Genomic DNA, 14,545 nt, shown 5'->3' with positions numbered 1-14,545 from the left:
TGGACGTTCCCTCAGAGCCCTACGGCGCATCCGCGGCAGCCGACGCCGCAGGCGAGAGCACGGGTATCCCGCTGCGCAGGCTGCTGCTGGCGGTGGGCGACCCGCTCGTGGACGTGCTCGCTGCGCCGGCGGGCCTGGATGTGCGGGTGGACAACGTGGTCATCGTCGACCCCGAGGACGAGGCCGAGGCGTTCGCCGGCGACCTGGTCCTGCTGATCGGCGCGCGGGGCAGCGCCGCCCGGCACCTGGTGCGCGCGGCCGCGCGGCGCGGCGCGGCGGCCGTTGCGGTGAAGGTGCACTCCGACGAGCCCGCCTACCCGCCGCCGCAGGGCTGGGGCGCCGCCGCGAAGGTGCGCCGCGGCGGCGACGAGGTGGCGCTGCTGCGCAGCGAGGCCAGCGATGCCGGGGTGGCGCTGCTGGGGGTGCGGCCCGAAGTGCGCTGGGACCAGTTGCAGTCGCTGTGCCGCAGCGTGCTCGACGACGCCCGCCTGACCGCAGAGGCCGATCTGGGCGAGTCGGCCGGCGACCTCTACTCGCTGGCCCAGACGATCTCTGCGCTGACCGGCGGGCTGGTGACCATAGAGGACGCGGCGAGCCGGGTCCTGGCCCACTCCAGCGGCGAGGAGGCCGATGAGCTGCGCCGGCTGTCGGTGCTGGGACGCCGCGGCCCCGAGCAGTATCTCGCCCTGCTGCGCGAGTGGGGGGTGTTCTCCCGGCTGCGCGCCGGCGAGGAGGTGGTGCGCATCGACGAGCACCCGCAGCTGGGCATCCGGCGGCGCTTGGCGGTGGGCATCCACGCGGGCACCCAGCCGCTGGGCACGATCTGGGTGCAGGAGGGCTCCGAGCCGTTCGCCGAGGACGCCGAGGAGGCGCTGCTGGGCGCTGCCCGGATGGCGGCGCTGCACTTGGTGCGCCACCGCACCGAGGCGACGGTGGGGCTGCGGCTGCGCGACGACCTGCTGGCGAGCCTGCTGGAAGGCAGCATCGAGGCGGCGGCGCTGGCCGACACCATCGAGGTCGACGCCGACCGCCCCGCACTGGTGGCGGCGTTCGCGCTGTCGCCGGCCGGCGCGCCGGGCACCGGCGGTCGGGGCGAGTCCGCCCGCGCCGAGGACACCGACCGTTCCGGCCGGGAGCTGAACCGGCGGCGGCTGGTGGACCTGATCACCGTGCACACCGCCGCCTACCGCCGCACGTCGCTGGTCACGCTCGTGGGCGGACGGATCTACGTCCTCATGCCCGACATCTCCCGAGCAGGCTCGGGCGGAGCGGACTCCACGGCCGAATCCGCCCGCAGCTCGGCGGAATCGGCGGTACTGGCGCTGACCCGCAAGACGGTGGAGGCGGCCCGCGCCACCCTGGGCGTCACGGTGCAGGGCGCGGTGGGCTCGCCGGTGGACTCGCTGGCCGCCATCCCCGACTCCCGTGCCGAAGCCGACCGCATCCTGGACGCCATGGGGCGCGACCTGGCCATGGACGTCGCCACGATGTCCGACGTGCGCACCCACGTGCTCATCAGCGAGACCCTGGCCTACCTGCGCGGCACTCCGGCCCTGCGCGACCCGCGCGTCAGCGCTCTGGCCGAGCACGACGCCGCCCAGGGGTCGGACCTGGTGACGTCGCTTCTGGCCTACCTGGAGGACTTCGGCGACGTCCGCACCGCGGCATCCCGCCTGCACATCCATCCCAACACCCTGCGCTACAGGGTCCGCCGGGCCGAGTCGGTCAGCGGCATCGACCTCTCCGACCCGACCCAGCGGCTGTTCACGCACCTGCAACTGCTGATGGAGCGAGGAACATGACGCGCCGTGCCCCGCATCGATCCCCGCCGATCAGCGGTGGTTCCGGACCGAGGAGTGGCAGGAGGGGCAGCGGGAACGCTCCCGGGACGTCTCGTCTTCGTCCACGCGTGGCGGCCCGCCCCAGGGCTTCCTCATTCCTTGAGCCCTCTGCTGAAGGACTGCACTGTTCCCCTTGCGAGATGGTCACTTCCTCCGCTTCGGCGCACCGGCGCCGCCTTGGGAACCGCCGAGCTTCCGCCCACGAAGCGCCCGGACGCCGTGGCCGCCCCAGTGGCATGGACCGCGATGAAGCACGCCGAGGCGGTGGTGTTCACCAGCGATCCGGACGACATGTCCGCCTGCCTTGCGGTGCTGCACGACCACGACACACGGGTGGTCCCGGTGCGAGTGCGTTTCAGCCCCGCGGCCGCCGGCCGGAGGCCGCGCCTTCCGCCCGGCGCCGGTCAGGGGCGCGGTCGCCGGCGGCGGCTTCTCACGGTGTCATGGTGTCGAGGATCGGGACCAGCTGCTCCTCCTCGTAGGCGAGGTGAGCCTCCAGTTCGGTGGTGAGCCGCTCGACCTCCGACTGCACGGCGGCCGGGTCCGGGGCGGCGCCGTCGAGCTGGATTCGGAGCTGCTCCAGCAGGGTCTCGACGCGCGTGTGCTCCTCGCCCAGGCGGGCGATGACGTCGGCGAGCTCGGGACGGGCCTCGGCCAGGGCCGGGAACATCCCGGTGTCCTCCATGGTGTGGTGGTAGGCCAGTCCCTGGCAGACGGTCAGGCAGTTGATGCGCAACTGGGCGCCGAGTCCCGGACCCGAGCGCGCGATCTCGTCGCGGACCATGGCCAGTTCGCGGCGGAACGCGTCGTGCACGGCGATCAGCCCCTTGCCCAGGCGCTGTTCGACGGCCTCTCCGCTGACGGGGTTGAGGGCGACGACGGGAATGGTGCGTTCGGTCTCGGCTTGGTACTCGGCCCAGCCGGGGTCGGCTTCGGCGGCGCGGGCGAACACGGCGTCGCGCTCTTCGCCTTCCAGCACGACGGCGTCGGCCTCGACGGCGAAGACCCCGTTCTCGACGGTGACCCGCGGTTCGGCGCGCAGGTTGTGGAACCACGCCGGGTGGCGGGGACCGCCGCCGGCGGAGGCGATGATCAGAGTCCGCTCGCCGTCGGGCAGATAGGCCACAGGCACGGTGCGGCGGATGCCGGTCCGCGCGCCGGTGGTGGTCAGCAGCAGGAGGCGGGCGCCTTCGAACATCCCGCCGACGCGGCCGCCGTTGGCGCGGAACTCCTCGATGACCGCGCTGTTGAAGTCGTCGATGCCTGTGTGGTCATAGGTCTGCTCGTCGGTCATGTCTGCGTACTCCGAGTGTGGTGAATCCGCTGCCGCGGTGACTGGGCGACGAGCGCGCACGGCGTCGACGGCGCGGAGGCGCCGGGGCGGGTGCGCGGGAACTCGTCGATCGGCGGTTCGGCGAAGGCGCGTCGCCCCTGCTCACCGGCTGCGTCGCGGCGGGATCAGGGCCGGAGCACACCGGCGCGGCCGCGCTCGACGGCGCGGGGCGATGCGAGCGGTGTGCGAAAAGGCGGCGGCACGATACACAGCGCCGCCTTCGAGGACGGCACGGGGCGAACAGGCCCTTGCTGTGCGGGGCACCGTGGAAAGCGGGGACGGCGCGCGGCTTCGCAGGGGTCAGGCGGCGCCTGTGGAACGGCTGCTCACACGATCATCCCCTTCGGCGGTCCGGGTGCCGCCCGCGAGCCGCATCCATCCCCGGCGGCAGTCGGCACGCGAAGAATCCAATCCCACGCGTGGACCGCTGTCAACGGCCGAACGCGGCGGCGACCGGCTTCGGCCACGGCGATGCCGGGCCGGGGGCGAGGGGCGGGACGAAGCGCCGTGCGGGCGTGCCGACGTGCTGTGCGCCGCCGCTCGACGGCGCCCAGCACCGGACGTGCGCCGCTGGGCACGAAGCGGTACCCCCGGTCGGACTCGAACCGACACTTGTGACCCTTTTAGGGGGCCTGCCTCTACCATTGGGCTACGAGGGCGGCACCATCATACCGGGGATGGCCGATTCAGCGGGATTCGCGCTGCTTCGGCCTGGCGACGGACGAAACGGCCCCTCCGTACGGTGCAGGTGGCCGATTCGCACGCCGCCCGGCCACGGCGACCGAAGGGTCGCGACCGGTCGCGGCGACGCGGCCGCGGCGCACACGGGTCCGCACACGATGGAAACGGCCGGCCCCCGTCGGGGACCGGCCGTGGCTCGACGCGCCGCCGCCTCAGCTGACGCGGCGCAGCAGCTGCCCGTTCTCCACCTGGGGCTTGGCCGCCTCCTCGAAGGCCTGGCGCGGCTCCTGCATCTCCGGCAGCGCGGCGTAGTCGCGCCGCAGGATGAAGCCGACGATCCAGTCGGCCAGGACGCGCGCCTTCCGGTTGAAGGTCGGCACCGCGTAGAGGTGGTAGGCGCGGTGGGCGTACCAGGCGAGCCTGCCGGTCAGCTTGATCCTGCCGAACAGCTGGGCGGCGCCCTTGTGCAGGCCGAGTCCGGCCACGGCGCCCAGGTTGCCGTGCACGTAGGGGGTCATCTCCCGGCCGCGCAGCGCGGCGATGACGTTGTCGGCCAGCACCGGGGCCTGGCGCACCGCGTTCTGGGCGTTGGGCGGGTAGAAGCCGCCCTTGCCGTCGGGCACCTGGGCGTTGTCGCCGCCGGCGAAGGCGTTCTCCACACCGTTGACGGTGAGGTACTCGCTGGTGTCGATGTGGCCCTTGGGCCCCAGCGGCAGGTCCCCCGCCTGCACGACGGGGCTGGGCTTGACGCCTGCGGTCCACACCAGGGTTCCCGCGTCGAACTCGGCGCCGTCGCTGAGCTTGATCCGCTGGTCGACGGCCGACTCCAGGAAGGTGGACAGCCGCACGTCGATCCCGCGCCGCTTCAGCTGGTTCAGCGTCCTCTCACCGACGTCGGGGCCCACCTCGGGCAGGATCTTGTCGGCGGCCTCGACCAGGTAGAAGTTCAGGTCGTCGACGTCGATGGAGGAGTAGATGCGCGTGGCGTCGCGGGCCAGGTCCTCCAGCTCGGCGATCGCCTCGGCACCGGCGAAGCCGCCGCCGACGAAGACGAAGTTGAGCGCCTTGCGCCGGATCTCGGGATCGTCGGTGGAGTCGGCGATGTTCAGCTGGTCCAGCACGTGGTTGCGCAGGTAAACGGCCTCCTCGACCGTCTTGATGCCGATCCCCCACTCGGCCAGCCCGGGGATGGGCAGCGTGCGGGAGACGGCGCCTGCGGCCATCACGATGTGGTCGTAGGCGATCCTGCGCGGTTCGCCGACCACGGGCTCGAAGTCGACCGAGCGGTTGGCGTGGTCCACGTGGATGACGCGCCCGGTGAGCACGCGCACCCGGTCGAAGACGTCGCGCAGCGGAACGACGACGTGGCGCGGGGAGATGCTGCCCGCCGCGATCTCCGGGAGGAACGGCTGGTAGGTCATGTAGGAGTTGGGGTCGACGATGGTGATGCGGGCTTCGCCCGGCCCCAGCTGCTTCTCCAGCCGCTTCGCGGTGTACATCCCCAGGTACCCGCCGCCGACGACGAGTACGTGCGGGATCTGGTCCTCGTCACCGCCGCCGTGCACCAGGCGGTAGTTCCTGCCTTCGGTCATCGCGCATCCGCCCCTGAGTCCCGTTCCGCGCCCCCAGTCCGAGGCGCGAAGTTCGGTAAGTCTTCGTTGACTGGCATGTTCCCGATCGGCTTTCAACGGAAAGAATGCTCTTCTTTGCCAAGGGAGCCGAGGGTCCCTCTATCTCGCCTTGCTTGTGCATTCTTTCACAAGCCCCTCGTAACATTAAAGCGAGGAGCCGTACAGGTTTAGACCATGAAATACCGACCCTGCGACGCATTCATGCAGGTCAGAGACCTTGTGAATGGATTCACGCGCCAGATCGCAGGTGACGCGTCTCACCGGGGACTCCGGTCGAGGTCACACGAACGGCGCCGCTCCACCCCAGCGCAGCGCGGCGATCGGCGGCCCAAAGCGGCGCGTCACCGCCGCCGACGGCCCCGGGCGGACTACGGCGTGTCCGCGGCGCCGTGTGCGCTCCCCTCCGGCGCGCCGAGGCACAGGCCCCAGGCGATCCCGTCGAGGATGTCGTGCTCGCTGGCCACGAACCCGCTCGCTCCGGTGCGGGCCACCACGCGGGAGAGGATGAGCGCGCCCGCGCCGATCACGTCCACGCGGCCGGGGTGCATGACGCCGATCGCCGCCCGCCGGTCGTGGTCCATCCCCAGGAGCTCCTGGGAGATCTCGTGCACCCGCGCAGCCGGAACCCAGGCGTGGTGGATCCGCTCGGGGTCGTACTCGGGCAGATCCATGGCGATGCCCGCGACAGTGGTCGCGGTGCCTGCCACGCACACCAGCGAGGCCGTCTCCTCCAGCGGCACCGACCCCGCGGCCTCCTCCAGCGCGGCGTCGATGTCGGCCGTGGCCGCGGCCACCTGCTCGGCCGTGGGCGGGTCGTCGGTGAGGTGGCGCTCGGCGAGGCGCACGCAGCCGATGTCGACCGAGCGGGCCGCGCGCACCGGCCCGGCGTCGTCGGGGGCGCCGCGTGGATCGGGCCGGCCCAGCACGAACTCGGTGGACCCGCCTCCGATGTCGACGATCAGGAACGGAGGGTCGAAGCCGGTGTCCTCGTCCTCCAACTCGGCCGTCGCGCCGATGAAGGACAGCTCCGCCTCCTCGTCGCCGGTGATCACCTCGGGCTCCACGCCGATGATCCCGCGCACGCCCTCGACGAACTCGCCGCGGTTGCGCACGTCGCGGGTGGCGCTGGTGGCCACCATGCGCACCGACTCCGGGCCGAACTCCACGCCGTTCTCGCGCATCAGGTCGGCGTACTCGCTCAGGGCGGCGAACGTGCGCTCCAGCGCCTCGGGGGCGAACGCGCCGGTGCGGTCCACTCCCTGGCCCAGGCGGACCACCTCCATGCGCCGTTCGAGGTCGACGAGTTCGACTTCCTCGTCCTCCATCCCGATCAGCGCCGAGATGAGCAAGCGGATGGAGTTGGTGCCGCAGTCCACGGCGGCCACGGTGGTCACCTGGTCGTCCCCTCGGTGTCGTCGTCTGCTGAGTGCGGGTCGCCCGCCGCGCTGCCGCCGCCGTCCCGGCCGGCGCACACGCAGGGCCCCTCTGCCCACCACTCGGGCAGCGAATCCAGCGCCTCACCGCCGAGGGGATTGGCGCCCGGCCGCGCCAGCTCGTGGGCGACCAGCGCGTGCAGGCACTTGACCCGCTCGGGCATGCCGCCTGCGCTCTGCATGCCCTCGGGCAGCGGCGCGGAGGCGTCGCGCCGGGTCTGCTCGGCGCGCTCCTCCAGGTAGTCGCGGTGCGCCCGTTCGTAGGCCGCGCCCAACTCGGGGTCCTCGGCCAGGCGCTCCTGCATCCGGCGCATCAGTCCGCCGGCCTCCAGGGTGCCGATGGCCGAGGCGGCGCGCGGGCAGGTGAGGTAGTAAAGCGTCGGGAACGGCGTGCCGTCCTCCAGACGCGGCGCCGTGCGCACCACATCGGGCAGCCCGCACGGGCAGCGGTGGGCCACCGCCCGCAGGCCGCGCGGCGGGCGCCCCAATTGGCGCTGCACCGCCGCGGCGTCGGAGTCGGCGACGCGGTCTGGGGCTGATGTGTGGTCGGCGGAAGTCATCGCGCTCTCAGCGTAGCCGCCGGCGGCACCCGCCGCGCACCCGACCTGGGCCGCGCCGCGTCCGTCGTTCACTGCGCGCAGAGGCGGCACACCCTAGGGTGGAGCCATGTCCGACACCTGGACCGCGGATCTGTGGTTCGACCCGTCCTGCCCCTACTCGCGCCTGACCGCACGGTGGCTGGCGGAGGCCGCACACGTGCGTCCGATCAGCCTGCGCTGGCGGGTGATGAGCCTGGCGGTGCTCAACGAGGGCCGCGACGACGATCCCGAAGGCGACTCGGAAGGCTATCTGTGGATCCCCGCCCGGATCTGCGCCGCGGTGCAGGTCGAACACGGGCACGACGCGCTGGGCCGCTTCTACGACGCGCTGTGGGCTGCGCGCGAGCACAGCGGGGGCGAGCGGATCACGGGGTTCGAGGAGGCGCTGGCCCACGCCGGCCTGCCCGCCGAACTCGCGCAGGCGGGCTTCGCCGACTCCTACGACGGCGCGCTGCGCGCCTCCCATTCCACGGGCCTCGGGCTCGTCGGCGGCGAGGTCGGCAGCCCGATCCTGGCCGCGGCGGCGCCCGACGGCACGCGCGTCGCCGCCGTGTTCGGCCCGGTGATCTCGCAGGTGCCGCGCGGCGAGGCCGCCGGCCGGCTGTGGGACGGCACGGTGCTGGCTGCGGGCACGCCGGGCTTCCACACCATCCAGGGGCCGCCGCAGGCCGAGATCGGCGACTGAGCCGCGTCCACACGGCGGGACGGCGCCTCGGCGAAACCCGATCGCACCGTCAGCCGGTCGGTTCGGCCTCGGGGATCTCCGGCTCCTGCTTCGGGCTGTCGGCCTCCAGGACCGACTGCCACAGGCGGGTGAACCACGGCTCGCCGGAACCGGCGTCGGCGGCGGCATCCTGCTGGTCCTCGTCGGAGACGACGACGTAGGCGCGCTCGTCCGGATACTGGTAGTGCAACCGGGTGCGGGCCTCGCGCTCGATGTAGGCGGGGTCCTTCAGGTGCTCGCGGCGTTCCCGCAGCTCGTCGACGGCCTGCTCGGTCTGGGCCTTCTCCTCGCGCAACTCGGCGATGCGCGCCCGCTGGGCCAGGTACTCCCGCAGCGGGTAGGCCAGGCTGAGCGCGATCATGCAGATCACCAGGGCGAGGATCGCGGCGCGGCTGGTCAGAGCCGGGCGGGGGCGCCCGCCGCCGGAGCCCGAACCGCCGCCGGAACCGGACGTGCCACCGCTGCGCGGACCGGAGCCGCTTCCGCCGCCGCGGCCTGATCCCCCGGCGGAACCGCCGCCCTTGGCGCGGCCGCCCTCCGCCTTCTCCTTGGCCGCGCCGCCGCGGCCCTTGGACGAGGGCGCCGCGTCGATCGGCACCACCTTCGAGCCCGACGCACTCTTCTTCCCGGGGGCGGCCTTCTTCGGCGCCGCCGCGTCACCGGCCTTGGCGGACTTTCCGGTCGTGGCCGCGCCGCCGGTCCTACCGGCCTGCGCAGTGCCGCCGCCCTTGGCGGCACCGCCGGTCTTCGCGGAACCGGTGGTCTTCGCGGAACCGGTGGAGTTCGCGCCCTTGGCGGTCCTGGCGGCACCGCCCGTCTTCGCGGAGCCGGCGGAGCCGCCCTTGGCGGACGCGCCCGTCGTGGCCGCCTTCCGTCTGCCGCCCGTGCCGGACTTCTCCGCCTTCGCTCCGGCGCGGCCCCGCCGGCCGCCGCTGCCGCCGCCTGAGGCGCCAGAGGCCGGCGGCCGCGCCTTCGCGCTCCGCGACCGCTTCGACTCCTCTGGCACCTCGGGCATGAGCGGGCAGACTAGTCCTGCCGACGGTAGCGCGGGAAGGCCGACACGCCGGCGTAAAGCGCCGCGTCGTCGAGCTCCTCCTCGATCCGCAGCAGCTGGTTGTACTTGGCTACGCGCTCGCTGCGCGCCGGAGCGCCGCTCTTGATCTGGCCGGCGTTGGTGGCCACGGCGATGTCGGCGATGGTGGTGTCCTCGGTCTCGCCGGAGCGGTGCGAGATCATCGCCGTGTAGCCGCTGCGCTGAGCCATCGAGACGGCGTCCAGGGTCTCGGTGAGCGTGCCGATCTGGTTCACCTTGACCAGCAGCGAGTTCGCCGCGCCCTCGGAGATGCCGCGCTGCAGGCGCTCGGGGTTGGTGACGAACAGGTCGTCGCCCACGATCTGCAGGCGCGAGCCCAGAGTGGAGGTCAGGTGGACCCAACCTGCCCAGTCGTCCTCGTCCAGCGGGTCCTCGATGGAGACCAGCGGGTAGGCGTCGGCCAGCTCCCCGTAGTAGGCGGCCATGTCCTCGGCGCTGCGGGACTTGCCCTCGAAGTCGTACACGCCGTCGGTGCAGAACTCGGTGGCGGCGACGTCCAGGGCCAGGGCGATGTCGCGACCGGGGGTGTAACCGGCCTTCTGCACCGCCTCGATGATCAGGTCCAGAGCCGCCCGGTTGTTGTCGAGGTCGGGCGCGAACCCGCCCTCGTCGCCGACGCCCGTACCCAGGCCGTAGCCCTTGAGCACCGACTTCAGCGCCTGGTAGACCTCGGCGCCCCAGCGCACCGCCTCACGGAAGCTCCCCGCTCCGATCGGCGCGATCATGAACTCCTGGATCGCGACGTTGGTGTCGGCGTGGGCGCCGCCGTTGAGGATGTTCATCATCGGCACCGGCAGCACGTGGGCGTTGGGGCCGCCGATGTAGCGGAACAGGGGCAGGCCCGAGCTGTCGGCCGCGGCGTGTGCGGTGGCCAGGGACGCGCCGAGGACGGCGTTGGCGCCCAGGCGGGACTTTCCGGGGGTGCCGTCCAGTTCGATCATGGCGCGGTCGATGAGCCGCTGCTCCTCGGGCGCGAAACCGATCAGCTCGTCGGCGATGTCGTCGTTGACGGCGGCCACCGCATTCTCGACGCCCTTGCCGCCGAAGCGGTCGCCGCCGTCGCGCAGCTCCACCGCCTCGAACTGCCCGGTCGACGCGCCGCTGGGGACCGCCGCGCGTGCTGTGGTCCCTTCGTCGAGCAGGACCTCCACCTCGACCGTCGGATTACCGCGGGAGTCGAGGATCTCCCTCGCCTGCACTGCCTCGATCGACGACAACGTTGCAACTCCTTCGATTCGCGTGCGGACGCGGCTCCGGCGCTTACGCGGATGGGACACGGCAGGTGCGGCCTCCTGCTTTCCAGGCGCAGGCCCCACCCGTCACCCTGTGCGATCCGCCCCGAGCCACGGGCGTGTGCGACGGGCGCCCGCCGGTCCGCCGGCCGCCCGCGCCGACGGCGCCCGCGGTGTGCGGCGCGTCCAGCGCCCATCCACCCGACACCCTAGCGAGTAGGGCCTGCCGCGGTCTCGCGGGCCACCGAGAATTGGTCTAGTCCACACCGGGCATCCGCAACTCCGCTCCCTGGCGGTCCAGCCCAGCAGGGGCTCACAGACGCGGGTGCCGCGCGACACGCCCGGCGACACGCCGCCGGACCCGCTTTCTCTCAGCGGCGCGAGTCGACCGCACAGCGTCGCCGCACGCGGTGAACGGCACGTGAAAAGCGGACCGCAGCGAAACGGCGGTGCGGTTGCGGGCAACCGCTCGGCGACGCATGGCGTCTATCCCTACCAAAGAGGTATAAATAGAGGTGTTGCTCTGACGCACCCGGCTGCCGGCCGGGGGCACACCCGGAACTCGGAAGGCCGCCCGCTATGCAGACCCTCGTACTCCTGGGTTTCGTCGGCCTTCTCGGGCAGCTGATCAACGGCAGCCTGGGAATGGGCTACGGGATCAGCACCACCAGCGCCCTGCTGGTCATCGGCACCAGCCCGGCGCTGGCCTCGGCCACCGTCAACCTCTCCCAGGTGGGCTCGCAATTCGCCTCGGGGTTCGCCCACTGGCGGTTCGGCAACGTCGACTGGGCGGTGGTCTGGCGCATCGCCGTGCCCGGCGCCGCGGGATCGTTCGCCGGCGCTGTCTTCCTCAGCCGCCTCTCCACCGATGCGGCCGGTCCGCTGATGTCGACGATCCTGCTCGTTCTGGGCACCTACCTGCTCGCGCGCTTCACCTTCCGCAAGCTGCCCCGGCCCGATCTCAGCCGTCCGCTGCGCACCGTGTTCCTCGCCCCCGTCGGGTTGTTCGCCGGCTTCATGAACTCCACGGGAGGCGGCGGGTGGGGCCCGGTGGGGACCTCGGCGCTACTCGCCAGCGGGCGGCTGGAACCGCGCAAGGTCATCGGGTCGATCAGCGTGGGCGAATCGGCCGTCGTGGTCGCGGGCAGCATCGGGTTCGCCGTCGGGCTGGGCTTCACCGGCATCAACATCACCTGGGTGGCGGTGCTTCTGCTGGGCGGGCTGCTCGCCGCGCCGATCGCCGCCTGGCTCGCCAGCCACGTGCCCGCGCGCATGCTCGGCTCGCTGGTGGGCGGGCTGATCGTCTTCACCAACACCCGCGTGCTGATGGGCAGCGAAGCCGTCGAAGCCTCCCCCGGCGCCTCCCTGGCCGTCTACTGCGCGGTCGCCCTCGTGTGGGCGGGCGCCGTCGGCTGGTCGCTGCGCGCCCACAGCATCGAACGGCGCGAGCACCGGACCGCCGCTACGACCACCGAGCACTTCGCCGCCGCCGACGCCGCCGACTGAGCCGACACGGCCGGCGATTCGCGCGCGTTCGCCGCAGACACGCCCGAAACCGCGTTTTCCGTCGCGCCTGTAGGGAAAGCCGCTCACGCGCGCCTATAGTGCCCAGAACCACCCACCGCGACCGGTGCCCCTCCCCTCACGCCCCCATACCCCGCCCCTCGGCGGCCGCGTGCCGCACCACGCGGAAAGCGGAACCGACCGGCGACTTCGAGGCGAGACGGAATGGCCACTCCAGCACCCGGCGCGGGCGCTCCACCGCCGAACGTCCCGGCGCGGCGGCGCAACGCCGAACTGGTGCTGACCGTCGCCGCCGTCGCACTCACCGCACTGTGCCTGTGCCTGGCCGGGCTGCAGATCGACGACCGGGTCCCCGACCGGTTCGCCCTTTACACGTGCACGTTCGGCGGGCTTGCGGCCGCCGCCCACATCGCCGTGCGCTTCCTCACCCCCTGGGCCGACCCGCTGATCCTGCCGCTGGCCACCGCGCTCAACGGCATCGGTCTGGCCGTGATCTGGGGGCTGCACACCGCCGCAGGAGACGGCCCGGCCGAATCCGACCGCCAGCTGCTGTGGACCGCACTGGGCATGGCCGCCTGCGTCGCCGTATTCGCCGCGATACGCAGGCCCGCACTTCTGCAGCGCTACCGCTACATCACCCTCACCGCCGGTCTTGCGCTGATCATGCTGCCGATGCTGCCCGTCGTCGGCATCGAGGTCTTCGGCGCGCGACGCTGGATCGGCTTCGGCGGCTACACCGTGCAGCCCTCCGAGTTCGCCCGGATCCTGCTGATCGTCTTCCTGGCCGGCTACCTCGGCCACAAGCGCGACGTCCTGTCGCTGGCCGCCCGCCAACTGCGAGTGGGCCCGGTCAAGATCTTCAGCCTCCCGCACATGCGCGACCTGGGACCGATGACCGCGGCCTGGGCGGTGGCCCTCCTGCTCCTGGTGGGCACCCGCGACCTGGGCACCTCGCTCGTGCTGTTCTCCGTCTTCTTGGCGATGCTCTACACCGCCACCCGCCGCAAATCCTGGGTGGGCATCGGCCTGGCCATGTTCCTCGCCGGCGCCGTGGCGGCCTGGGCGGTCTTCTGGCACGTGCGCCAACGGGTGACCATCTGGTTCGACCCCTTCGACCAGGACGTCTACCAGTCCGTCGGCGGCAGTCACCAGCTCGTGCAGGGCCTGTTCGCGCTGGCCGACGGCCGCCTGACGGGCATCGGGTTCGGACACGGGCGCACGGCCACGCTCTTCGCCTCCGACAGCGACCTGATCCTCATCTCCATCGGGGAGAAGTTCGGGCTGGCCGGGCTTACGGCCGTGCTCCTGACGCTGTTGCTGCTGACGGAGCGCGGCTACCGCACAGCCCTGGTCTCGCGCGACGTCTTCGCCAAGCTCACCGCGTCCGGAAGCGCGTTCCTGCTGGCCTTCCAGACGTTCGTCGTGCTGGGCGGCGTGACGCGGCTGATCCCGATGACGGGCATGACCACGCCGCTGCTGTCGGCGGGCGGGTCGTCCCTGGTGTCGACGTGGATGATCCTGGGGCTGTGGCTGCGTCTCAGCGACACAGCGCGCCGCCCGAGCTCGGCCGCGCCCGCGCGCGACTCCGCCGGGATGCCCGACGCCGGTCCGCAGCCGACCCGGGCGCTGTTCCAAGCCCCGTGAACTCGACTCACTCCCAGTAGGCGCGCCACTGCTCGGGAGTCAGCGAACGCGGGTCGAGCCCGTCGTCCCGCGCACGGCCCTCGGCCGCACGCACCCGCGCGTCGAAGCGGCGCGCGGCCGAGCGCAGGTCCATCTCGGGGTCGGCACCGCTGCGGCGCTCCTCGGCCACACCGGCGAACAGCGCACCCCCGCCTTCTCCGTCGTCGCCGATCAGGTCCTCGGGGACGCCGTTGCGCGCCGCCCGCTTCTGCAGCTCGTAGGCGAGCAGCGCAGCGGGCTGGCCGAAGGGCACGCCCTCCAGGACCGACGCTCCGCGGCCCTTCTCGGCGCGCTCGGCGGCCTTGATGGTCTCCCAGTTCGCGCGCACGTCGTCGGCTCCCTCGACCTCGGTGGCGCCGAACACATGAGGATGGCGACGCGTGAGCTTGTCGACGATGCCGGCGGCGACGTCGTCGACGGTGAAGCCGTCGTCACCGCGCTCCTCGGCCACCCGGGAGTGGAAAACGACCTGCAGCAGCACGTCGCCCAGCTCCTCGCGCAGCGTCGCCAGGTCGCCCTGCTCGATGGTCTCCAGAGTCTCGTAGGCCTCCTCGATGAGGTACTTGGCCAGCGAGGAATGGGTCTGGGCGGCGTCCCACGGGCACTCGCGCCGCAGCACGTCCATCACCTCGACCAGGTCCAGCACCCGGCTGCCGCGAGCGGCCCGGTCGGCGCCGGAGGCGCCTCCGCTCGGCTCAGCACCGCCGCTCTCCTCGGATCCGCCGGTATCGGTGTTCATGTCCCTCCCGTCTCCCGCCACCACCCCACCGG

Annotated in this window: 11 protein-coding genes and 1 tRNA gene; 4 read left to right on the top strand and 8 right to left on the bottom strand. The window is 72.5% G+C overall.

Features of this window, described 5'->3' with window-relative positions; all coding sequences use genetic code 11:
- Positions 1-65: 65 nt before the first annotated feature.
- Positions 66-1,802 carry a PucR family transcriptional regulator gene (locus LP52_RS16105; RefSeq protein ID WP_040274776.1) on the top strand — a complete coding sequence of 579 codons (1,737 nt, stop codon included), beginning with the start codon at positions 66-68 and terminating at the stop codon, positions 1,800-1,802.
- Positions 1,803-2,274: 472 nt separating this feature from the next.
- Here the strand turns inward: LP52_RS16105 and LP52_RS16100 are convergent, their stop codons facing one another.
- The 5 genes from LP52_RS16100 to LP52_RS16080 all read right to left on the bottom strand — a co-directional run bounded on the left by LP52_RS16100 (position 2,275) and on the right by LP52_RS16080 (position 7,479).
- Complete coding sequence (locus tag LP52_RS16100) at positions 2,275-3,135, bottom strand: nitroreductase/quinone reductase family protein (protein ID WP_052809922.1); 861 nt, start codon at positions 3,133-3,135, stop codon at positions 2,275-2,277.
- Positions 3,136-3,759: 624 nt separating this feature from the next.
- Positions 3,760-3,833 (bottom strand) — tRNA-Leu (locus tag LP52_RS16095).
- A gap of 234 nt (positions 3,834-4,067) precedes the next feature.
- Positions 4,068-5,447: an NAD(P)/FAD-dependent oxidoreductase gene (locus tag LP52_RS16090; RefSeq protein ID WP_040274624.1), complete on the bottom strand. Its 1,380-nt coding sequence runs from the start codon at positions 5,445-5,447 to the stop codon at positions 4,068-4,070.
- 407 nt (positions 5,448-5,854) lie between these two features.
- On the bottom strand, positions 5,855-6,880 hold the full coding sequence (locus LP52_RS16085; protein WP_040274622.1) for a Ppx/GppA phosphatase family protein: 1,026 nt from the start codon (positions 6,878-6,880) through the stop codon (positions 5,855-5,857).
- Positions 6,877-7,479, bottom strand: coding sequence for a DUF501 domain-containing protein (locus LP52_RS16080; protein WP_084723268.1), 603 nt, complete (start codon positions 7,477-7,479; stop codon positions 6,877-6,879). Before LP52_RS16080 ends, LP52_RS16085 begins: the two co-directional genes overlap by 4 nt.
- Before the next feature lie 106 nt (positions 7,480-7,585).
- Here LP52_RS16080 and LP52_RS16075 point away from each other — a divergent pair, with 106 nt between their 5' ends.
- Positions 7,586-8,203: a DsbA family protein gene (locus LP52_RS16075; RefSeq protein ID WP_040274620.1), complete on the top strand. Its 618-nt coding sequence runs from the start codon at positions 7,586-7,588 to the stop codon at positions 8,201-8,203.
- 49 nt (positions 8,204-8,252) lie between these two features.
- On the opposite strand, the gene LP52_RS28775 is transcribed toward LP52_RS16075, so the two are convergent.
- Together LP52_RS28775 and eno are read right to left on the bottom strand one after the other, a co-directional pair.
- Entirely contained in the window at positions 8,253-9,257 is a 1,005-nt protein-coding gene (locus LP52_RS28775) for an FtsB family cell division protein (protein WP_084723249.1), read from the bottom strand.
- An 11-nt stretch (positions 9,258-9,268) separates the two neighbouring features.
- Positions 9,269-10,552: a phosphopyruvate hydratase gene (gene eno / locus LP52_RS16065; RefSeq protein WP_040274617.1), complete on the bottom strand. Its 1,284-nt coding sequence runs from the start codon at positions 10,550-10,552 to the stop codon at positions 9,269-9,271.
- 594 nt (positions 10,553-11,146) lie between these two features.
- On the opposite strand from eno, the gene LP52_RS16060 reads away from it, so the two are divergent.
- Together LP52_RS16060 and LP52_RS16055 are read left to right on the top strand one after the other, a co-directional pair.
- On the top strand, positions 11,147-12,073 hold the full coding sequence (locus LP52_RS16060; protein ID WP_040274616.1) for a sulfite exporter TauE/SafE family protein: 927 nt from the start codon (positions 11,147-11,149) through the stop codon (positions 12,071-12,073).
- Positions 12,074-12,295: 222 nt separating this feature from the next.
- The gene (locus LP52_RS16055) at positions 12,296-13,735 is read left to right on the top strand and encodes an FtsW/RodA/SpoVE family cell cycle protein (RefSeq protein ID WP_052809921.1); all 1,440 of its coding nucleotides are present in this window, start codon (positions 12,296-12,298) and stop codon (positions 13,733-13,735) included.
- Between the two features lie 7 nt (positions 13,736-13,742).
- Here the strand turns inward: LP52_RS16055 and mazG are convergent, their stop codons facing one another.
- Complete coding sequence (mazG, locus tag LP52_RS16050) at positions 13,743-14,399, bottom strand: nucleoside triphosphate pyrophosphohydrolase (RefSeq protein WP_052809935.1); 657 nt, start codon at positions 14,397-14,399, stop codon at positions 13,743-13,745.
- Between the last annotated feature and the right edge of the window lie 146 nt (positions 14,400-14,545).

Origin of the sequence: Streptomonospora alba, assembly GCF_000826685.1 — a bacterium.
Taxonomy (GTDB): Bacteria; Actinomycetota; Actinomycetes; order Streptosporangiales; family Streptosporangiaceae; genus Streptomonospora; species Streptomonospora alba.
Note: the sequence above shows the minus strand (reverse complement) of the source record. Positions and strands in the feature narration are given on the sequence as shown.